17 protein-coding genes are annotated in these 23,656 nt (G+C 48.3%); 15 read left to right on the top strand and 2 right to left on the bottom strand.

Features of this window, described 5'->3' with window-relative positions; all coding sequences use genetic code 11:
- The first annotated feature begins 262 nt into the window (after window positions 1–262).
- The 8 genes from ACYVR3_RS02020 to ACYVR3_RS01985 all read left to right on the top strand — a co-directional run bounded on the left by ACYVR3_RS02020 (window position 263) and on the right by ACYVR3_RS01985 (window position 9,275).
- Complete coding sequence (locus tag ACYVR3_RS02020) at window positions 263–949, top strand: type 1 glutamine amidotransferase domain-containing protein (protein WP_461242928.1); 687 nt, start codon at window positions 263–265, stop codon at window positions 947–949.
- A gap of 69 nt (window positions 950–1,018) precedes the next feature.
- Window positions 1,019–2,137, top strand: a complete 1,119-nt coding sequence (locus ACYVR3_RS02015) for an NADH-dependent flavin oxidoreductase (protein WP_461242927.1) — start codon at window positions 1,019–1,021, stop codon at window positions 2,135–2,137.
- Window positions 2,138–2,365: 228 nt separating this feature from the next.
- Complete coding sequence (locus tag ACYVR3_RS02010) at window positions 2,366–4,090, top strand: ABC transporter ATP-binding protein (RefSeq protein ID WP_461242926.1); 1,725 nt, start codon at window positions 2,366–2,368, stop codon at window positions 4,088–4,090.
- Entirely contained in the window at window positions 4,080–5,867 is a 1,788-nt protein-coding gene (locus tag ACYVR3_RS02005) for an ABC transporter ATP-binding protein (protein WP_461242925.1), read from the top strand. The genes ACYVR3_RS02010 and ACYVR3_RS02005 overlap by 11 nt, the downstream gene beginning before the upstream one ends.
- A gap of 294 nt (window positions 5,868–6,161) precedes the next feature.
- Entirely contained in the window at window positions 6,162–6,575 is a 414-nt protein-coding gene (locus ACYVR3_RS02000; RefSeq protein WP_461242937.1) for a GNAT family N-acetyltransferase, read from the top strand.
- Between the two features lie 496 nt (window positions 6,576–7,071).
- Window positions 7,072–8,088: a bifunctional threonine ammonia-lyase/L-serine ammonia-lyase TdcB gene (tdcB, locus tag ACYVR3_RS01995; RefSeq protein ID WP_461242924.1), complete on the top strand. Its 1,017-nt coding sequence runs from the start codon at window positions 7,072–7,074 to the stop codon at window positions 8,086–8,088.
- Between the two features lie 117 nt (window positions 8,089–8,205).
- Entirely contained in the window at window positions 8,206–8,694 is a 489-nt protein-coding gene (locus ACYVR3_RS01990) for a GNAT family N-acetyltransferase (protein WP_461242923.1), read from the top strand.
- 119 nt (window positions 8,695–8,813) lie between these two features.
- Window positions 8,814–9,275 carry a phage tail protein gene (locus tag ACYVR3_RS01985; protein ID WP_461242922.1) on the top strand — a complete coding sequence of 154 codons (462 nt, stop codon included), beginning with the start codon at window positions 8,814–8,816 and terminating at the stop codon, window positions 9,273–9,275.
- A 95-nt stretch (window positions 9,276–9,370) separates the two neighbouring features.
- On the opposite strand, the gene ACYVR3_RS01980 is transcribed toward ACYVR3_RS01985, so the two are convergent.
- Both ACYVR3_RS01980 and ACYVR3_RS01975 read right to left on the bottom strand, forming a co-directional pair.
- Window positions 9,371–12,847 carry a LamG-like jellyroll fold domain-containing protein gene (locus ACYVR3_RS01980; protein ID WP_461242921.1) on the bottom strand — a complete coding sequence of 1,159 codons (3,477 nt, stop codon included), beginning with the start codon at window positions 12,845–12,847 and terminating at the stop codon, window positions 9,371–9,373.
- 531 nt (window positions 12,848–13,378) lie between these two features.
- A complete protein-coding gene (locus tag ACYVR3_RS01975; protein WP_054733423.1) occupies window positions 13,379–14,083 on the bottom strand; it encodes a hypothetical protein in 705 nt (234 codons plus the stop codon).
- Between the two features lie 754 nt (window positions 14,084–14,837).
- Here ACYVR3_RS01975 and ilvB point away from each other — a divergent pair.
- The 7 genes from ilvB (at window position 14,838) to ACYVR3_RS01940 (ending at window position 23,627) form a co-directional block, all read left to right on the top strand.
- Entirely contained in the window at window positions 14,838–16,520 is a 1,683-nt protein-coding gene (ilvB, locus tag ACYVR3_RS01970) for a biosynthetic-type acetolactate synthase large subunit (RefSeq protein ID WP_461242920.1), read from the top strand.
- 125 nt (window positions 16,521–16,645) lie between these two features.
- Window positions 16,646–17,665 carry a ketol-acid reductoisomerase gene (gene ilvC, locus ACYVR3_RS01965; protein WP_461242919.1) on the top strand — a complete coding sequence of 340 codons (1,020 nt, stop codon included), beginning with the start codon at window positions 16,646–16,648 and terminating at the stop codon, window positions 17,663–17,665.
- Window positions 17,666–18,540: 875 nt separating this feature from the next.
- A complete protein-coding gene (locus ACYVR3_RS01960; protein ID WP_461242918.1) occupies window positions 18,541–19,338 on the top strand; it encodes an ABC transporter ATP-binding protein in 798 nt (265 codons plus the stop codon).
- A gap of 569 nt (window positions 19,339–19,907) precedes the next feature.
- The gene (locus tag ACYVR3_RS01955; RefSeq protein WP_461242917.1) at window positions 19,908–20,585 is read left to right on the top strand and encodes a YoaK family protein; all 678 of its coding nucleotides are present in this window, start codon (window positions 19,908–19,910) and stop codon (window positions 20,583–20,585) included.
- Window positions 20,586–20,835: 250 nt separating this feature from the next.
- The gene (locus ACYVR3_RS01950; RefSeq protein ID WP_057151629.1) at window positions 20,836–21,324 is read left to right on the top strand and encodes a FeoA family protein; all 489 of its coding nucleotides are present in this window, start codon (window positions 20,836–20,838) and stop codon (window positions 21,322–21,324) included.
- A complete protein-coding gene (feoB, locus tag ACYVR3_RS01945; protein ID WP_461242916.1) occupies window positions 21,315–23,432 on the top strand; it encodes a ferrous iron transport protein B in 2,118 nt (705 codons plus the stop codon). Before ACYVR3_RS01950 ends, feoB begins: the two co-directional genes overlap by 10 nt.
- Before the next feature lie 33 nt (window positions 23,433–23,465).
- Complete coding sequence (locus ACYVR3_RS01940; RefSeq protein WP_156301651.1) at window positions 23,466–23,627, top strand: FeoB-associated Cys-rich membrane protein; 162 nt, start codon at window positions 23,466–23,468, stop codon at window positions 23,625–23,627.
- The last annotated feature ends 29 nt before the right edge of the window (window positions 23,628–23,656 follow it).

Raw genomic sequence — 23,656 nt, 5'->3', positions numbered from 1 at the left:
GCCACTGCGTTCCAGTCCCCGCATAGCGCCGGAGCCTCCCGCGGCATCCTTCCACTATAGAAACCCATAATCATTTCACAAACTAAACATGCTTACGCTGGGCACAAGCGTAAATACGATAAATGTCTCAAAACGAGAACATCAGACTAAAATGTTTGACATCGTTAGCCAACCAACGTAAGCTTTGGACAGAGATTTAGAACTTACTTTTCGTAACCAGAAGTAAAAATGGTTAATTAAAATTGAAGGAAGCGTTACCCCTATGACAAAAGCTTTGATCGTATTAACCAATCATGCAAAGTTCGACACGCTTAACCGCGCAACTGGCGTATGGTTGAGTGAAGCGACTCACTTTAACCAAGTGATGGCAGACAACCAGATCAACGTCGATTACGTCAGTCCCGCTGGTGGCTATGTACCATTGGATCCCGGAAGCATTGCAGCGGATCAGTTAGACGATGTTAACTTAACGTTTTACACCGATGCCGATTTCCAAAACCGGGCGTTAGGACAGTCGTTGAAGCCAAGTGACGTAAACGCGGCTGATTACGACATCATCTACTTTGCGGGTGGTCACGGGACCGTTTGGGATTTCCCCAAGAATCAGGAACTGGGTCAGTTGGCGAAACAAATTTATGATAACGGTGGCATTATTTCGGCCGTTTGCCACGGAGTAGTGGGGTTGCTGGCGATTCAAAATGCTGATGGCAACGCCTTTATCGACGGGAAGCAATTAACCGGCTTTACCAATGAAGAAGAGGCAATCAATCAGTTGACTGATGATGTGCCATTCTTAGCTGAAGATGCGCTTAAGGCAGCTGGTGCCCACCACACCAAGAGCGACCCCTACACCGAACACGTTGTCACTGATGGGCGGTTAGTCACGGGACAGAACCCACAATCCGCTAAGGGTGTCGGTGAGGCTGTGATCGCGGTATTGAACAAGTAATTAGTCATTGATTGGGGTCGGTTGCAATCCGCAGTCGAACCCTATTTTAGATAGTGGAGGGTTTTATTAATGGTCACTTATGATGACGCATTTAAATTTAAATCAGGGATTACGGTTAAAAATCGGCTGTTTATGTCGCCGATGACGACGTTGCAGAGTTTCTTTGACGGGACGATCACAACCGATGAATTGAACTATTACGCCGAACGGGCTAACGGAGTCGGTGCGGTAATTACCGGCGTTGCGAACGTTGAAGCTGGTGGTAAGGGCTGGGAAGGCGAACTGAGTATCGCCGATGATGCCTATTTGCCAGGATTAACGAAACTTGCTAGCACAATCAAAAACCAAGGTGCGCGCGCAATTCTTCAGATTTTTGACGCCGGTCGAATGAGTACGCCGGAAGCCTTGAACGGCAAGCAGGCCGTATCTGCCAGTGCCGTTGCCGCCCAACACGGGAATGGTAAGGCCAAGTCGGCAGTCCCACGTGAAATGACGGTTGATGAAATTCACACCACGATTGCGGCCTTTGGCGAGGCAACTCGCCGCGCGATTCAGGCGGGTTTTGATGGCATCGAACTTCACGGGGCCAACTTATACTTGATTCAACAGTTCTTTTCACCACATTCTAACCGACGGACGGACGAGTATGGCGGCAGTCGCGAGAATCGCTACACCTTTATTAAGGAACTACTGGCGAGCGTTTTCGCGGCGGTTGACCAGTACGCTGACCGGCCATTCTTAGTGGGCTATCGGTTCTCACCAGAGGAATTTACAGAACCGGGAATTACGCTGGACGATACGTTCTATTTAGTTGATCAACTCGCTGAAACACGCTTAGATTATCTCCACGTCTCACTCAGTAACTACGACCGGAAGTCGCGTTCGACTGAGTATCAAGATAAGTCGATCTTAGCCTACCTCCACGACTACTTAGCTGGGCGCAAGCCACTAATTGGTGTCGGCGGCGTTCGCAATCGGCAAGACGTGACGGGGCTATTACAAAATGCCGAGTTCGCCGCAGTCGGGCAACAACTCCTCGTTGACCCAACTTGGGTGCAAAAACTTGAGACTGGTCACGATGCCGACATGGTGACCGCTGACTTTGTGGATGCCATCGAATACACGCATTTCAACCGACCACTGTATAATTTCTTGGTCGCTCGGTATGCGTCAGAACCAAATTTCTAATCGACAAACCGCTTATTTTGCGGTAGGATAAGCTACACTGAAATAGCGTCACGGATCCTTAGTCCTTACTAGGTTGAGGGGATTCGTGCGCTTTTTTTGTGCGTTTTTTGAGAAGTGAAGCTAAACAGACGGCATTTTAGCGCATCGCTGGTATATTATAAGTGATTTAATGACCTTGTGATCGTCAAGCTTTGCCATTTGTCAGGAGAGAAAGTGAGTTGAGGAACCTTGTTTGGCATTATTTTGCAACACCTGCATCATCGAGCGCGGTGGTGCTTCTTTTTAGCCCCGCTGATCATGCTGGGGGAAGTCTCGTGTGACCTCCAACAACCCACCTTGATGTCGCAGATTATCGACCGGGGATTGGCGCAGCACGATTTGAATTACGTGGTGAGTCATGCGGCGTTAATGTTGATGTTTGCGATTCTTGGCCTTGGATTTGGCGCCGGTAGTGGGACCTTGGGGACTTACGCCTCACTAAAAATGGGGGAGGCGTTACGGGAACGGTTGCTTCGAATCGCTCTACTGAATCGCAAGCCGGGTGGTTTAGCACCCGCTACGTTGATTACCCGAATCACCAACGACGTCACCCAGATGCAAAACCTCGTGATGCTAGTCACACGGGGGATGGTGCGGTCACCGATGCTGTTGCTTGGGGGCATTGTGATGTCGGTGATCGTTTGTCCGGATCTGTCGCCGATTTTATTTGTGATCATGCCGATTCTAGTCATTTTTCTACTAGTCGTTGTGAAGCGTAGTGTGCCGCTTTACACCAAAATGCAGCAAGCGGTTGATGGCGTTAACCGGAGTATGCGTGAGAACTTATTAGGGATGAAGACCATCAAAGCTTATGTGTTAGAAGACCACCAGTTGGCTAGGTTTAACACCAGTAATCATAACCTGCAGCAAACCAGTCAAAAAGCCACGCTAGCCACGGTACCACTATCACCGGTGATTCAGCTGATGCTCAACCTCGGTGTGGTGTTCGCGTTAGGGTACGGTGGGCAACTCGCAATCAGTCATACCATCAGTAACGGCCAAATTATCGCTTTCGTGAACTACATGATCCAAATCACCACGGCGATGATTCAAACTGTTAACATCATTACCTCGTTTTCGCGAGCGATTACGAGTTCGGCGCGAGTTCAGGCGGTGCTGGACGAACAACCAGCCGAAGAACTGGTGCAGGTAACCGCCGCACAACCGGCTGATAGTTCGCTGCAATTTGAAGACGTGACGTTTGGCTACGAACAGAGTCGGCCCATCTTGAACCATTTGACGCTACAAGTGCCTGATGGCCAGTGGCTTGGCATCATTGGGGCAACGGGCTCTGGTAAAAGTTCGATGATCAATCTGCTGACGCGAAGTTTTGACCAATATAGCGGCCAAATCAAGATTGGTGGCGTCGATATTCAACGCCTACCACTGGCGACAGTCCACCAACAGGTTGCGGTGGCATTGCAGGATTCACTCCTATTTTCGGGAAGTGTACGCGGAAACCTCGCGTACGGGGTACCAAATGCAACTACCGATACGTTGGTGGCCGCTGCGCACGTGGCGGATGCCGATGAATTTATCGATCAACTCCCGGGTGAACTTGATGCGCCGGTGGAACAACTCGGAAAAAACTTTTCGGGTGGACAACGCCAGCGGTTGAATCTGGCCCGGGCGATTGCCACCGATGCGCCTATTTTGGTGTTGGATGACGCAACCAGTGCGGTGGATCAGGTGACTAACGCGCGAATCAAACAACGCCTGCAAGAGACGCGGGCTGGTAAGACGACGTTGATTATTTCACAACGAGTGACCAACGTGATGGACTGCCAGCAAATTATTGTGTTAACGGACGGCCAGATTTCAGCTCAGGGGACGCATGATGAACTGATGCAACGCTCGACCTTCTATCGCGACCTTGTCACAACCCAGCTAGGAGGTGGCCAATATGCAAATTAATCGACGCGTGCCGCGAAACGTGCACCGGGAAAAGGTCGACGTTGGCGACTGGCGACAAACGGTGCGGCGACTTTGGCAGTATTTGGCAACGTACCGGGTGCGGTTAGTTGTGGTGTTTTTACTGACAATCGTCACAACGGTGGTCACGGTGGTCGGGACCCGAATCAACGGTATCGTGATCGACCGCTACATTGCGCACCATCAAGTACGCATGCTGATGATCGTTTGTGGCGCTATGGCGGTGATGTACCTGATTGCTAGCGTTTTTACCTACTTTCAAAACAGCATCATGATTAAAGTTGCGCAGGCGACTAGTGCTGCGATTCGACACGATATTTTTGCGAATTTGCAGTTATTGCCCATGCGGTATTTTGACACCCACGACAACGGTGACGTGATGAGTCGCTTGACGAACGACGTGGATAATATCAATACGGCGTTGATGCAGACTTTCGTGCAGTTGTTTACCGGGATCATCAGCATCGTGGGGATGGGTATCGCTATGTTGATTTTATCGCCGGTACTGACCGGTATCACGTTGTTGGGGAGTGTAGCGACTTACTTCTTCTCGCGAGGCATCGCGAAGATCACCCAAAAGGCGTTCATGACCCAACAACAAGCGTTGGGAAGCCTCAACACACAAATCGAAGAGTCAGTTTCGGGAAAACAGGTCGTTCAATTGTTTGACCACGTTGATGACACCATGGCAACTTTTGACGCCACGAACCGGGACTACACCCAAGCGGCGTTTCGGGCACAGGCCCTGTCCAGCATCATCGGGCCGTTTAACAATATGACAAATAATGTCGTTTACGTGCTGATTACGGCGGTGGGGGCACTGTCGATTTTAGGCGGCAATCATCTGATCACGGTTGGGGTCATTTTCACCTTCCTGATTTACCTCCGCAATTTCACGGGCCCCATCAACAACTTACTGGACCTAATCAACACCCTGCAACTCTCGCTGGTCAGCGCCCAACGGGTCTTTGAAGTGATCGATGCTGAACCGGAACGCGATGTGCCAAATGCCGCGCGGATGCTGACAACGAAAGGGCAAGTGACCTTTGACCACGTGTCATTTGCGTACGATGATACCCGAGTGATTCTAAAGGATATTAATTTAACTGCAGAACCGGGTGAAATGGTGGCGCTGGTTGGCCAAACGGGTGCGGGGAAGACGACCATTATGAATCTGTTGACGAACCTGTATCCGTTGCAAAGTGGTCGAGTGTTATTAGACGGCCAAGATGTTACCACGTTGCGACGGGACGACCTTCGCCACTTAATTACGGTGGTTCAGCAGGAATCGTTTTTATTTGGTATGACGATTCGCGAAAATTTGCGGATGGGTCGACCAGAGGCGACGGATGCGGAAATCGAACAGGCGGCTCAAGCAGCTAATGCCCACAACTTTATCAGCCAGTTACCAGGCGGGTATGACACCGAGTTACGGGAAAATGCCAGCGCGCTGTCGCAGGGGCAACGACAATTACTCAGCATCGCCAGAGCGTTCGTAGCCGCCGCACCGATTTTAGTCTTGGACGAAGCCACCGCTGCCATTGATAGTAATACCGAAGCCGACGTTCAGCGGGCAATGAGTCGCCTGATGACCGGCAAGACTAGTTTTGTGATTGCCCATCGGTTATCGACGATTCAGGCTGCTGATCAGATTTTAGTGATCGATCAGGGACAGGTGGTTGAGCGTGGGACGCATGAGGCGTTGTTAGCGCAAAATGGGGAGTATGCAGAACTTTATAATAGTCAGTTTGAAGGTTGATCGACTTACGTTTGTGTCCAGTGTAAGTGTTGGCTGTTTGTCATCGCTTCGCTCGCCAAAGCCGCATTGAAAAGCGCTCGTTCAGGCTACAAAATTCGGCGCTACTTAAACTGTTATTTCCAAGGCTTCTGACTTCGTCGAATCGTGCTGCGCTCAACCCGTCTCGCTCCGCACACTATACTCTGCTATAATAAATAAACGTGCACAAAACGAGACATAACCATTATTTTAGGAGGTACCAAGGTGAAAGTAACAGTTAAGAAAACATCGGAATTGACGGTGCCAGAGTTATTGATGATCACCAAGGAGCGGATTCGGGTCTTCGTGGTTGAACAGGATTGTCCGTATCAAGAAATTGATGATCAAGATGACCAAGCGCTACACGTCATGCTCACGGTTAATGCTGAATTTGCGGCGTATACTCGCATTGTTGAGCACGCTGACCACGTTCACATGAGTTTTGGCCGGGTGCTAGTGATCAAACGGTTCCGAGAACAACACCTTGGCTACCAAGTCGTGGCGGCAACGATTGCTGAAATTAAAGCGCGCTACCCAGAACGGGACGTGAAAATCGCGGCGCAGAACTACCTCAAGGCATTTTACGAATCCTTTGGGTTTAAGGCGGTTTCGGACGTTTATCTGGAGGATAATATTCCACACATTGATATGGAACTGCGGTTGTCGGAACCAACCAGCGATGAGATGTAGTGTTAATCAACTGAATTAAATTGAGAACGTCGTGGTGGCCTGAACATGGTTAGCCACGGCTTTTTTTACTTGGCATTTGCCAAAAAGCTATTTTACCAAGAATCTAATACTAATTATAAAAAATGTCATTTTTTGATTGACATTCTTTTTTGAGACCGATATGATAACCCCACAAGCTAACCAATTGAATGTGAATCAAACACGTTGAAAAGAACAGTAACGCTGGCAACCTTCTAAAGAGACTACCGAGTGGTGAGATGGTAGGTTGGACGTCAGGGTGAAGATCATCTTGGAGTGGCGGTGACGACAACAGTTGCCGATGGGAGCGCCCATTACAGCGACGGCTTATCTTCGGCAACGAACGTAAGCTTGAGGCTTTATTTTGAGAAGCAAACAATAGGTGGTACCGCGGAAACGCCCTATGGACTGTAATGGTCTGTGGGCGTTTTTTCGCGTTTAACGCTAATTTACAAACAAACATAAAGGAGTGGTCAAAATGATTAATGCAAGCACAAACAGCGTCGTTTCAAGTACATATGATTTGGTGAACATGCACGATATTCAGGAGGCCAGAACCATTGTGGGTCAATATGCCCGCAAAACACCACTCATGCAGTCGATGTTTTTGAGCCGCAACGTTACGGGTGGTGACGTCTTTTTGAAGTTGGAAAATACCCAGTTGACCGGGTCCTTTAAGTTTCGGGGCGCCAACAACAAAATTAATCATCTAACGGATGCTGAAAAAGCGCGCGGCGTTATCGCGGCCTCTGCCGGCAACCACGCTCAAGGTGTGGCACTGACTGGTAAGTTGCTGGGCATCGAAACAACCGTCGTGATGCCTGAAGAAGCCCCTCAAATGAAGCGGGATGCCACAGCAGGGTACGGCGCTAGTGTTGATATTCACGGGGCAACCTTTGACGACTCATACGCGTGGATGGCGGAACGGGCCGAACGCGAAGGTAAAACCATCGTGGATCCGTTCAATGACCGATACGTGATTGCGGGTCAGGGGACGATTGGCTTGGAGATTCTAGAAGATATGTGGGACGTTGATACGGTCATCGTGCCCATCGGTGGCGGTGGCATGATTTCTGGCATCGCAACGGCGTTGAAGTCCTATAACCCCAGTATCCACGTTGTTGGGGTGCAGTCCGAAAACGTTCACGGTATGGCGTCATCCTTAGCAGCAGGGCAAATCATGACTCAGCACGATGATTTCACATTGGCTGACGGGACTGACGTGGCCACGCCGGGTGATTTGACCTTTGAAATCTGCCGGAATTTGGTGGATGAAGTGGTCCTTGTGAACGAAATGGATATTGCGCGGGCGATGAAGGACCTTATGCAACGGACGAAAGTTGTCGCAGAAGGCGCCGGGGCCTTGCCAACGGCTGCTTTGGAAGCTCATAAAATTGACGATTACTGGGTTAAGAACAAGAAAGTAGTTGCCTTGGTTTCGGGCGGGAACGTTGATTTAGCCCGGTTAGCCGGGGTCATGGGGAAGTTTTGTTAACACATTTGAATATGAACTTATAGCGGCGTGACTTTCGATTTTGGAAGTCTGTGCCGCTATTGGTTTAAGTTCAGGTCGTAGTTGCGCTAAACTGGTTATTGAGGGAGGGGACGACCCATGATTCAAATAATTAACGCAACCTCGAAAACGGATTTCGATGCCGTTCGAGAACTCTATTACGAGACTTGGCAAGCTGCCTATGCGGGGTTGCTGCCGGACTCGTTCTTAGCGCACTTGACTAAGGCGCGATGGCATCCGGAAACGCAGTGGCGAACGATGCTACTGGCAGTGACGGAAACCGGTCAGATCGTTGGCGTCTGTCGATACGGTGAGGCCCGGTTGCCAAAATACAGTGGCTGGGGCGAGTTGCAGTCGATCTATGTGTTACCAGCGTGGCAACATCAAGGTGTCGGTGCTCAATTGATGCGGGTTGCCCAAACCCGACTGGCGGCCGAGTATGACCGGGCCTATTTAGCTGTGCTTGACAACAACCTAAGTGCACAACGGTTTTATCAGCAAATTGGGTTTCAGTTAACGGCGGATGTTCAGCACCAACAAACGCCCGATGGTGCGCTAACGACGGTCATTATGACCACCACCTTTTAACGGTTAAATTCGGTTAAAATTAGCACTGGTAAATCCACTTCCGAGCGATATAATGGAGGGTATCAATGGCGTGAACGCCGTAATTGAGACCGACATCGTGTCGGAACAGGAGGAGTAACATGAGCTACCAAGTTGATTTTAAGACGGTTTCAGAAGTGGGATTGGAAAGTTCACCGGTCGCCTCAGCCTTGGCTGGTTTGCGGGCGAACGAAGCGCGGTATTTTTGGAACAAATTCAAATTCACCTTCGTGACTGAACCAGCGGCCGACCATCCAGAAATTCTGGCGTACGTGAACGATGTGCTCAGTGAACGGGAGTTGGAAATCGCTGCTAAACCGTTAGAAGTCGCTCAATTTGAAGTTGAGGGGACGAAGTGGACTTACGTCTTCTATGAAGATGGCTTAAGTATCAACGTGATGTACAGCATCGATCCAGAAGGTAAGCGAGCAGTTGGCTTTAAGCTGTCTGACGGCATGGAAGTGCCAGCTGAATTAGCCGATAAGTTCAAATTCGCCCGACAACGGTCGAAGCTGGCGGGGACGATTCGCGGGAGTTATTTCAAAATTAAAGCGGAACATTAAATAGGACATACAAAAACACCGACGCCATGCGCCGGTGTTTTTGTATGTTTGAGGGAGTAGTTAAAATTAAAGTAGCTTGATGGGTGTAATCGAGGTTAATGCATCACTTGAACTTGGTGCTTATCGGCAGTGACGTAAGTGCCGTTGCTGAGTTGAAGGCGAACGTGTTGGCCGTCTTTGACGATCCGTTTAACGGACAGTTTAGCCTTAGCGTTGTAGTGGGACGCCTTCTTGCTGAGGCCCTTGTCGCGGAAGCTGTTAAGCCCCTTAGGCGCAATCACCTTAACGCGCGTGACCTTGCTGGTGTACTCAGTTGCCGTGACGAGTCGCTTGTTGGTGGTGATGTAACCCACCTTGTTGAAGGTCTTAGATTTACGGTTCAAATCCTTCACCTTGTAACGGTAGCCATCCTTGGTGTGAACCCGGTTCAGCAAGCTAAAGCGTGGCCAAAGGTTTTGCTTAGCAGCCTTAAACCAGCGGTGAAGCGTGGACTTCGTGAAGTGGGTGGACTTGTAGAAGCCGAGTTTGCCGGTGGCGTAGAGGTGCTTGGCTGGTTTAGTGCTTGGTGTTTGTGGTTTTTGAACGTTACCATCCGTGCCAGGCTTAGGTGTTTGAGTGTTGCTGTCTGTACCAGGTTTAGGTGTTTGAGTGTTGCTGTCTGTACCAGGTTTAGGCGTTTGAGTGTTGCTGTCTGTACCAGGTTTAGGCGTTTGGACGTTGCCATCCGTACCAGGCTTAGGTGTCTGAGTGTTGTTGTCCGTACCAGGTTTAGGCGCTTGAGTGTTGTTATCTGTACCAGGCTTAGGTGTCTGAGTGTTGCTGTCTGTGCCAGGTTTAGGCGTCTGAGTGTTGCCGTCCGTACCAGGTTTAGGTGTTTGAGTGTTACTGTCTGTACCTGGTTCTGGCTTCTGCGTTTCATTACCAGCATCTGGTTTTTGACCGGCAGTTTCGTTGAAGAGATCGACTAAAATTTCGTTCCCTTGAGCTGTCCCGACCATGGCCTGTTTGACCATAACCTTAGCGTCAGCCTTGGTAGTAGTATCTTTAAAGGTCAATTTAGCAAAGGCCTTCGTCGTTGGTTGCTTGTCGAAGCTAACGGTCAGCGTCAACGTGTTACCCTTAACCGTCTTCCGAAGTAAAGTTGTGCCCTTAGGTAACTTAACTTGGTCTAACGTTCGACCGGCTAAATCGATACGTAAGTCAGCCGTTTTAAGTTGGTGGTCACGCGTCTTTAAACTTAGGTTGGCGTGATCTGCAGCCTGAGTTAAGGTAATGGCTTCGACGTCCCGGTGCTTCTTGGCAAGATCCGTTTGATCTAAGAAGGCGGATGAATCGAAGACTTCGCCAGTCATGGATGCGGGTTGGGCAACGTTGAGGGCGTTCAACACAAGTGAACTAATATCGGCGTTGCTTCCGCCTTTGAGCCGACGACCATTATCGACCGTTTCGCCACCAAGGGCCATGAAGATGTTGGTGTTAGTTTGGGTGGTATCTTGGCCGTGACCGCGACCTAAGCCACCGTGGTCGGCGTTGGCAATCACCAAAGTATCGTGAATGTGACCGGTTGAGATCAACTTATCCATCACGGATTTGAATAACGCATCGTATTTAGCATATTCGCCCCAGTAGATGTCGTTGTAGAAGCCGGTTGAGTGACCAGTATGATCCATGTAATCGGATTGCATGTAGGTCAGAGCGGTATTGTTGAACTCTGGTTGGCCGATGTAGTCGGCAACGTCTTGGAAGGATTTTAAAGATGATGAGATTTTAGTTGAGACTGCGGCATCGGGTTCGATGATCCCGTTTAAGATTGGACTCCATTCAGCAAAGGCCTTACCACCTTGGGTTGGGTTAGCTGCCTGAAGCACTTTGAAAACGGATGGGAATTGGTCAGTAGTTTTGTCGAAGTCGGCAAAATACTCCTGGCCAGCCCGGCTGTTATCGGCCCGGTATTCCGATGGCATGGTACCCCAAGGAAGGCCGTGTAACATTGAAATGTAGTTTTGGGCCGAAATAGATGGCACTACCGAGTGGGCACTAGTACTCATGGCAAACTGTTTGTTGAACAGATCCATGGTATAAGTGTTCGTTCGCTTAGCTAAAACAGCGGGGTTAGTGGTCCAGTGAGGGCGAGAATCGGTACCCTCTGCATAGTACATCCCGTTTGGATCCCAAGGGTTACCGCCACCGTCAGTGGTCAAGACGATAACGTGCTTGTAAGGCCGAATGACAGCCTTTTCAGCAACCGCAGCTTGTTGATCCTTTGGTGCTAAGGCAACGTCACCGGCACCGATGATGCCATCGCCGTTAAAGTCATGAGCGCGTTGAGCGTGGATCGTAACGGCTTTTTGGCCATCAAATTGGAATTGTGGGTTCTTCACCGTTTTACCTTGAATCGAAGCAACGCCGTGACTGAAACTGATTTTAGTTGAAGTGGTGTTGCCTGCTGTCAGTGGCTTAGCCTTTAATTGAAGCCGTGCCAACCGTGTTTTGGCAAAATGCTTAAAGCTATCACCAGATAATGGTGCGTTATCAATCACTTTAAGTTGACCAGGCGCAATTTGTTGCACCGTAACGTGTTTCATTAACTGGTTGGCACCGAGATACTCAAAGCGGTCAGCGTCATAGTTGACCGTGTAGCTAATTTGGTCAATATCGTCGCTTGATTGTTGGCGAGTGTGAACGTCTAAGTCATAGGTGTGACCAGTTGCGACTGAATCGGCGCCAACTAAGCGTGATTCTAACGTTTGTTCAACATTCGCTTCGGGCGTAGGCGTAGGCGTTGCGACAAAGTCTGCGCGGGCGGCGTTGCTTAATGCCGTCACATCATTGGCAGAAAGCGCATGGTCGTAAATTCGGGCAGTTTTAACTTCACCCGTCATCATTGATTCCGCGCGACCGCCACTGGCGCTGTCGCCACCAAGGACGAAGTGGGGTGCGTTATTAGCAAATTTGAGTTGACCAGCAGGTACCTTGATTGATTCCGCTAACTGACCATTGATGTAAAGGTTAACGGTTTTGGCTTGTTGGTCGATTACTCCAACGGCGTGAATCCATTGCCCAGCCTTTAGCCGAGCTGTAGGTTGCTTGTAACCACCATCAACGTGGGCAAAGAAGGTGATCTCGCCGTTTTCGATTCCTAAGCCAACGCCACCAGAATTTTGGTTAGATAAAATATCGTGTTCACCTGAGGTGCTGGCTTTAGGATCGTACCGGAAAGTGGTTTCTAAGGCCATGCCCTTCGTTAGGTGAGCGTATTGGGCGTCACTAACTGGCATACTGTATGCTGAGCTACCATCGAATTTTAAGACGTTTCCAGCAATACCCGAAGTTGTAGTGACCTGAGGATGGCCAATTGGGTTAATGGTTTTAAACTGGTTTTGCGCATCAGTTAGTTGACCATTAGCGGGGTTGAAATCACCGAAGCTCGTTGGTAACGTCACTTGGCGGGCTGCTTTCGCGGTAATACTGGTACTTGGGGCGGTGGTGCTGGCTTGAACAACAGCCGGTACATCAACGGACAACAAGGTGGCGGAACAGAGTAAGGCACTTGCGATAACTCTTGGTTTCACTATTAATCACTCCAGATATCAGATTTAGATGGGTGGGTGAGCAGACAAAAACGATCAATTAGTGACAGTGCATAGGCGAACAACTTAATTTTTTATGATTAGAATTTGTAAGTTGACTATGCAGTTGCCGTAATTGGTCGAATTCACGTTGCTTAACCTCAACTAAGAGTGTAGCAAGTGGATGTAAAGGTTCGTTGTTGGTTGTGTAAAAGATATGTATCTATTACTTAAACGTTATGAAATTCCGTAGAAAATGACTTAAATTTGTGATAATTGGTAATCAAACTAAGTTATAAAAGTGAATGAATATCTTGGAATTAGTGGGTAAATGCAATGTCGAATTACGCCAATTAAAATCAACCGCCTATAAACGTTGTTATATCAAGGGTAATCAACGATTAAAACATGAATCATTTGGTGAATCAATGCATAAAAATTAACGCCTTTCTTCCTATTATATAGTGTTTACAAATCAACATGAAAAAGTCCCCACCAGCATGATTGCTAGTGGGGACTTCTAATGATTTAAATTTAGTTACCCATGTAAATCCGAGTAATCACCGATTCACCAGTTTTTTGAATCCACTGGTTTGAGGCGATCATTGGGTGGTAAGTATCCAAGATGAAGGCGGGTTCCAATGATTGAGCGGTCCCGAAGTTCAGTTGGTTGTTGTCGATGCACAGGCCAATATCGGTGGATTTGGCAAGCAATGGTGCAACGGCGGTTAAAGCTTTGATGTTCAGTTGGCTCAGGGTGATGGCGTCAATGTTGGCGGTCCGGGCAATCTTGATGCGTTCTTGGATGCCCTTCAAGCCGTAAGTTTCAAAACCACTGAGGTTGATCATGAGTTCGATGTCGGTGCCAGCTAAGCGTTTACTCACCTGCTTCAACAGTTTGTTGAAGTTAAGGGTGGTGTAGGGGTGACCCTCGGCATCGAAGTCGTTAATGATGATCGTGTCGGCGCCGTTGTCTGCCAAAGTTGCGGCCGTGTCGGCGATGCTGGTTGCGTCAGTAAAGGTGGGTGCTGCTTCAGCCAATAACTTGACATCAGTAGTGGTCCTCATGCACTTAAGATACTGGGCATATTCGGGTAGGCTGAGCGCTTCATCAGTGTTGGGGCCTAATAATTGAGCAGCCACGGAGTTTTGGTCTAAGTAGAGTGAATCAAACCCTTGGGATTCAAAATATTTTGCCATTGGTGCATTAGCGGTTGCTAGGATAATACTAGATGTCATTGATATCATTCCTTTCAAAGAATTAAGTGAGTTATCGACTGTGGTGGTGACGTTTGAGAACAACAAGAAAGCGCCCTTTGAAGAAGCGAGTTCTTCAAAGGGCGCTTTTAACGCGGTACCACCGTTATTTTACAGTTATTAATTGACTGTCTTATCTGATACGCGGTTGCGTACCAGCTGGGATAATGGCCAGAGCCAGAAATCAAGTTACCATGGAGCTACTTTCGTCGTTGGGTTGGATTCCGTTTCAGCTTACCGGAATTCTCTGAGCCGAACCTGCGCGATTACTTTTTCCACGTTGAATTTCTTAATCGTGTTCTCATTTCTGTTTAATATAGCACAGTTTATCACAAAAGGATAGGGGTAAAGCAAATTTAAATTTAGATTAGAGAAACTTAAAGTGTCCGGGTGTATTAATAGGAAGTTTTTGCATATTAATAGTTATTTTAGTGGGGATTTTGTTGATGATCAAATGATGAGCTTTTAGCAAATTGACGGCCAGCGCTGGTATTAAGGCTATCCTGAATTAAAAAAGTTAAAATATTTTCACCAGCGTTATTAAGTAGTATAAAAAAACAAAATGCATAACTAAATTAAAAAAACATTAGATTTCGTGTTGACAATTCTCACGGAGATGTTAAAGTAATACACATCACGAAGCACATAGCACAAACGCAACACCAACAAGTTAATCTAATTTTCATTTTCGTTTCGTGAGATTAGGTTTGATATCTCGAAAGGATGTGAATCAATATTGTGTGCAAATAAAGTTGAATCAGGGGCCGCGATCCTTGTCGATAGTTTAAAGCAACAAGGCGTAGACAAAATTTTCGGTTATCCAGGTGGCGTTATTTTAGGATTATTCGATGCCATGTACGATGACGATTTCAACTGTATCCTCGTTCGTCACGAACAGGGCGCAACACATGCAGCTGAGGGCTACGCTAAAGCAACTGGTAAAACGGGTGCCGTTATCGTCACAAGTGGTCCAGGTGCTAGTAACACAATCACCGGTATCGCTGATGCCATGATGGATTCCGTACCATTAGTTGTTTTCACTGGCCAAGTTGGACACGCCGTTTTAGGCACTGAAGCTTTCCAGGAACTTGACATCATCGGCGTTTCAAAGCCAATCGTTAAAGCCAACTTCCAACCTAAGAACGCTGCTGAATTACAACAAACGATCAAGCGCGCCTTTGAAATCGCACAAGAAGGTCGTAAAGGACCAGTATTGATCGACTTACCGAAGGATGTTCTTGGTGGTGAAGCAACCTTTGATCCAGATGCGAAGGCTCAGCCAGAAGCAAAGGGTCAAGACTTCTCAACTGAAACGCTTGAAGCCGGATTGAAAGCTTTAAGTCAAGCCAAGAAGCCAATTGCAATCGCCGGTGGCGGGATCACATTATCAGAAGCAACCGACGAATTCAATGAGTTTATACATAAATGGCAATTACCAACCGTTTCAACCTTACTAGGATTAGGGAACGTGAAAGATGACGATCCATTATTCTTAGGCATGGGTGGTCACCACGGCACTTACGCATCAAACATGGCGTTAGCCGAAACCGACTTTATCGTCAACATCGGTTCTCGATTCGATGATCGGTTAGTTCCAACCCCAGCAGGCTACACGGACGGCAAGACAATTCTACATATTGACATTGATACGAAAGAATTAAACAAGACGTTCGAAACCAAGTTTGCGGTAAATGCAGATGCTAAGGCTGCTTTAAAAGCTATCTTAGCAAGCGATACCCAACCTGGTGACACTTCTGAATGGCGCAAGACTACCGCTGAATGGCGGGGCACGAAGCCTGATCGGGCAAAGGGTGCAGATCAACCTGATACCTTTGATCCAGAAGAAGTGATTGCTGCCGCTGGGCGCGCAACGAACGGTGACGCAACTGTTGTTACCGACGTTGGCCAACACCAAATGTGGGCCGCTCACGCTTATCCATTTAACCGACCACGTCAAATCATCACTTCTGGCGGATTTGGGACAATGGGTTACGGCTTACCAGCTGCTTTAGGGGCTAAGTTAGCTCGACCTGACAAGGAAACGATCTTATTCGTTGGTGATGGTGGCTTCCAGATGACGAGTGAAGAACTCGAAGTTGCCGCTACCGAAGACATTAACATCAAGATCTTCTTGTTAAACAACAACGTGTTAGGCATGATTCGGCAATGGCAAGGCGCCTTCTTCGGCCAACACTATTACCGGTCAGAATTCCATCAACAACCAGATTTTGAAAAGTTAATGGAAGCGTACGGCTTAAAGTACCGCAAGTTATCTAAGGATGAAGACTTGGATGCTCAAATGAAGGACATTTTTGCGGATCCAGCAACGACTTTAATTGAAGTCCCAGTTTCAGACGCAGAACAAGCCTACCCATGGGTTACCCCAGGTCACAAGAACAACGAAATGATCGGCATGTAACTACCCGCTCACACTTTAAGGAGGTGAGGCGTATAAGGTCACAGGAACGTTCATATAACAGCGGTTGTTAACCACTGTTGCACCACAATTATAAAAAATTCATTACATATATCGGAGGAATTCACATGAGTGTAGAAATGTTGTACGAAAAAGATGTTACCACTAACTATTTGCAAGGTAAGAAAATCGCGTTTATCGGCTATGGTGCCCAAGGTCACGCCCAAGCTAACAACTTACGCGATTCAGGCTACGATGTTATCGTCGGTGTTCGTCCAGGTAAGTCATTTGACGCTGCCAAGACTGACGGCTTCGATGTATTCACCCCAGCAGAAGCAGCTAAGCAAGCTGACTGGATCCAAATGTTAACTCCTGATGAAGTGATGTCAGACGTTTACAAAGAATCCATTGCGCCTAACCTTGAAGAAGGTAACGTATTAGGCTTCTCACATGGTTTCAACGTGTACTACAAAGAAATCGTTCCTCCTACCAACGTTGACGTTGTTATGATGGCCCCTAAAGGCCCAGGTAACCTTTGCCGTCGTACTTACAAAGAAGGTTTTGGTGTTCCCGCATTATACGGTTACGAACAAGACTTCTCTGGCCATGCCGAAGACCTTTCAAAGGAATTCGCCAAGGGTAACGGTGCCGCTCGTGCCGGCCTCTTGAAGACTACGTTCAAGGAAGAAACTGATGAAGACCTCTTCGGTGAACAAAACGTCCTTATGGGTGGTGTTACTTCCCTTATCGAAACTGGTTTCGAAGTCTTGACTGAAGACGGGTACTCACCACAGTTGGCTTACTTCGAAGTTGAACACGAAATGAAGTTGATCTGTGACCTGATCTACGAAGGCGGCTTCAACAAGATGTACGCCGATTGCTCAAACACTTCAGAATACGGTTCATACGTCATCGGACCTCGTGTCATCGGCCCAGAATCAAAGGCTGCTATGAAGCAAGCTTTGAAGGAAATCCAAGACGGTACTTTTGCCAAGAACTTTATGGATGACTACCGTGCCGGCTTCCCAGACTTGTACAAGATGCGTGAACGTTCAGCTAACTCACAATTGTCACAAGTTGGTGCAGAACTCCGTGCCCACATGCCATTCGTTACTGAAGCTGACAAGTACAGTACGCCAGAAAACTAATCTGATTCCTTTCGCGAGTTAATTAGATTAATAAAAGAGAGATTCGAATTCGAACCCAGAGAGGTTTGGGTTGGGGTCTCTTTTTTTAGAGTGCGAAATAGGGCGCCCAGAGACCGGAGCATAAGTGCCTTCCGCCTAAAAGCCCCGGGTTTTGGGGCTTTTAGGCGGAAGGCACTTATGTGCAGGTCTTTGCCCTATTTCGCACGTTTCGGCGCGGTGGTCAGAAGGTTCTTAAGGCAGACAAACTTCACAGTGGAAACTGAACCCCAAGAACGAAAAGCCAACCAAGCGCCGAAAACAACGTAATAGCAAAGCACGTCGCCAGCACCACATTGCGTAAGCGAACGGGCCCGGGCTTGGCTTTTGGGTGGGACGCCCTTAGGTGCAACGCTCAGTTTTATTTCGCACGTTTCGGCGCGGTGGCCAGAAGGTTCTTAAGGCAGACAAACTTCACAGTGGAAACTGAACCCCAAGAAGTCAAAGCCAACCAAGCGCCGAAAACAACGTAATAGCAAAGTGCGTCGCCGGTACCACATGGTATAAGCAAACTGTCCCGGTTTTTGGGGCTTTTAGGTGAAAGGCATTTATGTGCAGGTCTTTGCCCTATTTCGCACGTTTCGGCGCGGTGGCCAGAAGGTTCTTAAGGCAGACAAACCTCACAGTGGAAACTGAACCCCAAGAAGTCAAAGCCAACCAAGCGCCGAAAACAACGTAATAGCAAAGCACGTCGCCGGTACCACACAGTGTGCAGCGTGCTCTAAAACGATTCCGCTCCGTAACAACGTCATCAATAACAAATAAACAAAACATTCCCGCCACCCAACTCACGACGGGAATCCTACATAACTTAACTCATTATCGAAAGAGGTGCTCCAATGGAACGAATCCTAAAATTTGACGACGTCTCCGTCACCCGTGGCGTTGCCCGTCAAGGCTACAAAGAAATCTTAAAGCACATCAACTGGGAAGTGAAGAAGGGCGAAAATTGGGCCATCCTAGGCCTTAATGGTGCCGGAAAGACAACCATGTTAAAGATGATCCAGGGTGATTTATGGCCAACTAGCGGTCACCTTGAAGTGTTAGGTGGTGTCTTTGGTCACGTCAACATTCCCGAATTAAAGACCAAGGTCGGCTGGGTCAGCACGGCGCTACAGGATCAACTGCATCCTGGCGATTCAGTTGAAAGTATCGTGCTCTCTGGTAAATTCGCTAGTATCGGAGTTTACCAAGAGGTAACGGAGGCCGACGTTGAAGAAGCGCGGCAGGTGTTAACTGACATGGGTGGTGCTAAGTTGTTAGGACGCCCATACGCCATTCTTTCGCAAGGGGAACGCCAATTGATTTTGATTGCTCGCGCAATGATGGCCCATCCGCAACTATTGATCCTGGACGAACCATGCAACGGCCTCGACTTATTTGCGCGTGAAGAATTACTAAAACGGGTTGCCCAAATCGCCGAAATGCCGGATCATCCAGCATTATTAATGGTGTCTCACTATACGGAAGAGATGCTCCCATGCTTCCAAAACGTGCTGTTACTTCGGCATGGCGAAATCATCGATCAGGGTGCCCGGCATGATATTTTGAACGAAAAGACGCTCTCTGACTTTTACCAAAAGCCGATTCAAACGGTAACGATGCGGGGAGATCGGTTGGCGGTGTATCCAAAGTAGAGAGAGTGTGGAGAGAGGCGGTTAGGGACTGGAGCCCAAGGGACTTCCACCATAATCCCTGGGTTTTGGGGATTGTGGTGGAAGTCCCTTGGGTGCAAGTCCCTGCCTCTCGGAACACGTTTAGACTTGAGGACAAGAACGCAGAGAGTGTGGAACAAAACGGGTTGAAAGCGGAGCCTAAGTTACTCCCGACAGAAAGGCGTGGTTTTCGGCTTTATGTCGGGAGTAACTTAGGTGCAGTTTTCAGTTTTGTGGAACACGTTTAGGCTCGAGGATAGGAACGCAGTGCACGGAAATGTATTAGGTATAGGTTCATACCATCCCAAGACGTCACCGCTAAAAAATATTTTCACCATCAACTTCCTCACATCGCCTAAACTTCGCCCTCAAACACGCCAAATCAACTCGCACCAATAACCTCAATCTAATACACAATAGAATCGCCCCATATCACCTGGCATGCGCAGTCACACCAGCAATATGGGGCGGTTTTCTTTGAGCTAAAGTATTTGTTCGCCTTCCAGATTCCTGCTACAATAAGGCAGCATTTTGAGGGGAAGGTGATCATTGTGAAACAAATTGTCTGGCACGAACGCACGGCGTTTGGGGCCTTACTGACCATGGCCGCAGGTGGGCTTGATGCCTATTCCTACCTTGAACATGGGGAAGTATTTGCTGGATTGCAAACGGGGAATTTAATTCTATTCGGTGTTCAATTAGGCCAAGGTCACTTCGCTGGCAGTGGACGCTATTTGATATCGTTGGCAGCGTTCTTTATCGGGACGATTATTGTGCGCGCCCTTCAAGAACATGCGTGGTTGGGGGCGCATGATAAGACGCGTAGGGAAACGATCGTGCTCTATGCGGCAGCGCTATTACTAGTCAGTGCGGCCATCAGCCCGTGGGTTTCTGATCAGGTTGCAACGGTGTTTTTATCAATCGCAGCTGCTGCTGAGTTGCAGGAGTTCAGAAGGTTAAATGCAGGGCCGTTCACGCCGTTAATGATGACGGGGAACCTGCGAACACTTGCTGATAGCTTTTTCAGTGCGACGTGGCGCCATGATGCCGCGGCAAGTCAGCAATTACGACGCACTGGCACGATTATGTTAACCTTCGCAATTGGCGCTGGCTTAGTCGCATTTTTGCGTCAGTGGATGGGTGACTTCACCGTGGTTGTGCCAGCGGTAGTGTTGTTAATCGCTTGGGGTTATCTGTTGATGACGCCGGCGGAAACGGGTGAGGCGTAACCTACTTTGCATAGTTTGGGTAGTTGCGGTCGATGATTCGACAATCATAGCGTCCTGGCGATTTGCCGGGACTTTTTAGGTTACCAACAACTGTACTTTCAAAACAAAACCTTCCTATTATATGTCCAATTTGATAAAGGTTATTTTACGAGGGATGCCAATGAATGTTAAGATTAAAATACAATGTGAAATTATATCCAAAATATGCTATATTTAAGTCATTAATTGCTGTGTAGAAGGACGTGACAATGTGAAGGCCTTATCTGAATTAAAGGAACGTGGAAAGTACATCATCGTCCAAGTGATTGGCGAGACGCGACTCGTTAAGCATTTGGCGGAAATTGGCATGATTGCCGGGAAGAACGTGACGGTGATTTCGTTAGCCACGGATAGCTCTGGCATGATGATCTACTTTCAAGGTCAACGTTTGGCCATCAGTAACGATATTGCGCAGCGGATCGTTGTTCGAAACGTTGATGATAAATCCCCAGTAAAATTGAAGTCCTTAGCTGACCTGCACGTTAAACAGGCGGGAGTCATTCGAAAAATTCTGGGTGACCGAGCGTTGCGACGGCGGTTAATGGATATGGGACTGACGAATAATACGTTGATTAAAATCAAGCAAGTGGCACCGCTGGGCGATCCAATCGAGTTGATCGTTCGGGGCTATAAACTGAGTTTACGTAAACAGGAAGCCGCTTGTATTTTGTTAGAGGAGGTTGATGACGAATGGACATGAGTACGACCCTTGCCTTGGTGGGCAATCCAAATAGCGGAAAGACCACGCTGTTTAACGCGTTGACCGGGTCTAACCAACATATCGGTAATTGGCCGGGTGTGACGATTGAACGAAAGAGTGGCAAGCTAAAGCAAGATCATCAGATTGAAATTCAAGACTTGCCCGGTATCTATTCGCTGTCGCCATATAGTTCTGAAGAGATTATTACCCGAAACTACCTGCTTAACGACCAAGCGGACCGGTTGCTTGACGTGGTGGATGCGACTAACTTGGAACGAAATCTCTACCTCACGCTTCAGCTAATGGAAACGGGAATCCCACTGGTCATGGGACTCAACATGATGGACCGCCTGCAAAAAGAAGGCAACCGGAAAATTAATTTAAAGAAACTCGAATACATATTAGGGGTGCCCGTCGTCAGCATTAGTGCGCTGAAGAAGCAACATATGCCGCAACTGATCAACCAGCTAGAAGCAACGAAGATCCCGGAATATAGTTATCCGGAGTATGATGGCCGACTAGAATCCGCCATCAGTATGATCAGTGACCAAATTCGCGAAGTCGTGCCGGCGAAGCAACTGCGCTGGTACGCTATTAAGTTATTTGAACGCGACGAAGAAATCAGTGACACCCTAACGTTAACGCCGGAACAGGAACGCGAAATTGAGGCCACCATCAACACCACCGAAAAAATCTACGATGATGTGAGTGATAGTATCGTCGTTAATGCGCGGTACGACTTTATCGCTCGGGTGATGAACATGTGCGTGATCGATGCGGATGATTTCCGAATGTCGTGGAGTGATCGAGTCGATCGAGTGGTGACGAACCGCTTTCTGGCGTTACCAATCTTCGTGTTCGTCATGTGGGTCGTCTACTACCTGTCGATTCAAACGGTTGGGACGATTGGAAGTAACTGGATGAACGACGTCCTGTTTGGTAAATGGGTGCCGAATTTTGCTACCAACGTGCTAACGATGTGGCACATCCAACCGTGGCTGAAGAGTTTGGTGGTGAACGGGATCATCAACGGGATCGGTTCGGTGCTGGGCTTCTTACCACAAATCATGATGCTATTCCTATGTTTAGGCATTCTTGAAGATTGTGGCTACATGGCACGCATCTCATTCGTGATGGACCGCGTCTTTCACCGGTTTAACCTCTCCGGCAAATCGTTCATCCCGATGCTGATTGCGACTGGTTGCGGCGTTCCCGGTATCATGGCGACGCGAACGATTGAAAGCGAAAAGGACCGTCGGATGACGATCATGCTAACGACGTTCATGCCCTGTTCCGCAAAGCTGACCATTATCGCGTTGGTCAGCGGCACCTTCTTCCCGCAAAATACCTGGGTGGCGCCATCGGCTTACTTTATGGGCATCCTCGCCGTGGTATTTTCCGGCATCTTCCTTAAGAAGACGAAGTTGTTCAGTGGTGCGCCGGCGCCGTTTGTGATGGAACTGCCAGCTTATCACTTGCCACGATTTACTAACATGGTCCAAAGCGTTTGGTTGCGAGCCCGGTCGTTCGTGATCAAGGCGGGGACGATCATTTTCCTATCCTGCGTGGGCATCTGGTTCCTGTCGAGCTTTAACTGGCGCCTCCAAATGGTAGGGCAGAATCAGAGTATGTTGAAGACATTGGGTTCACTGATTGCACCGCTGTTTGCGCCACTTGGATTTGGCGACTGGCACGCAACCGTAGCCGTTATCGCTGGGTTGGTTGCTAAAGAGAACTGTGTGGGTGTTTTGCACATTACCTTTGGTGCCGGCAGTAATCAGGCGGCCTTTGCGACGGCACTCCGGACAGTGTACACCCCGATGGCTGGTTATGCGTTCTTAGTATTTAACCTCCTGTGTGCCCCGTGCTTTGCGTCTATCGGGACGATGTACAAGGAGTTTGGTGATACGGGCTGGACGCTGCGGGCAGTGGGGTATCAAACCTTAGTTGCCTACATGGCCTCAGTCGTAATTTATCAAGGGTCGCAAGTGTTTGCGGCGAACTTCTCACCAGTCGGGCTGATCATTGCCGCGGTTGCGTTGGGATTAATGATCTACGGTGTCTTCTTAAAACGAGAACAAGCAGAACCCGAGTTAACGTTGAGCTAACGCGAGTGGTGACAAACGAAGGGAGTTTTGGCGATGTCGACAATTATCTTAGCAGCGTTTATCTTGGTTGCAGTGATTTTAGTTGTTTACTTACGCTTCTTCAAAAAAGGTGCCGAATCTGGCTGCCATAGTTGTTCAGAGGTCGGCTGTCCGTTGGCGGATCAGGCAAGGTTGATGAAGAATAAGAAGGCGTAGAGTGCGAACTGAAGCGGTTAAAGAGTGGA

The organism is Secundilactobacillus muriivasis, from assembly GCF_054785195.1.
The sequence above is the reverse complement of the archived record's forward strand: the minus strand, read 5'-3'. Positions and strand labels throughout refer to the sequence as shown.

Bases quoted from the DNA above. Each gene is read 5' to 3' on its own strand.
- ACYVR3_RS01940 (WP_156301651.1), top strand. From the start codon at position 23,466: ATGTCGACAATTATCTTAGCAGCGTTTATCTTGGTTGCAGTGATTTTA.
- ACYVR3_RS01975 (WP_054733423.1), bottom strand. From the start codon at position 14,083: ATGACATCTAGTATTATCCTAGCAACCGCTAATGCACCAATGGCAAAA.
- ACYVR3_RS01960 (WP_461242918.1), top strand. From the start codon at position 18,541: ATGGAACGAATCCTAAAATTTGACGACGTCTCCGTCACCCGTGGCGTT.
- feoB (WP_461242916.1), top strand. From the start codon at position 21,315: ATGGACATGAGTACGACCCTTGCCTTGGTGGGCAATCCAAATAGCGGA.
- ACYVR3_RS02020 (WP_461242928.1), top strand. From the start codon at position 263: ATGACAAAAGCTTTGATCGTATTAACCAATCATGCAAAGTTCGACACG.
- ACYVR3_RS02005 (WP_461242925.1), top strand. From the start codon at position 4,080: ATGCAAATTAATCGACGCGTGCCGCGAAACGTGCACCGGGAAAAGGTC.
- ilvC (WP_461242919.1), top strand. From the start codon at position 16,646: ATGAGTGTAGAAATGTTGTACGAAAAAGATGTTACCACTAACTATTTG.
- ACYVR3_RS02000 (WP_461242937.1), top strand. From the start codon at position 6,162: ATGATCACCAAGGAGCGGATTCGGGTCTTCGTGGTTGAACAGGATTGT.
- tdcB (WP_461242924.1), top strand. From the start codon at position 7,072: ATGATTAATGCAAGCACAAACAGCGTCGTTTCAAGTACATATGATTTG.
- ACYVR3_RS01985 (WP_461242922.1), top strand. From the start codon at position 8,814: ATGAGCTACCAAGTTGATTTTAAGACGGTTTCAGAAGTGGGATTGGAA.
- ACYVR3_RS02015 (WP_461242927.1), top strand. From the start codon at position 1,019: ATGGTCACTTATGATGACGCATTTAAATTTAAATCAGGGATTACGGTT.
- ACYVR3_RS01990 (WP_461242923.1), top strand. From the start codon at position 8,206: ATGATTCAAATAATTAACGCAACCTCGAAAACGGATTTCGATGCCGTT.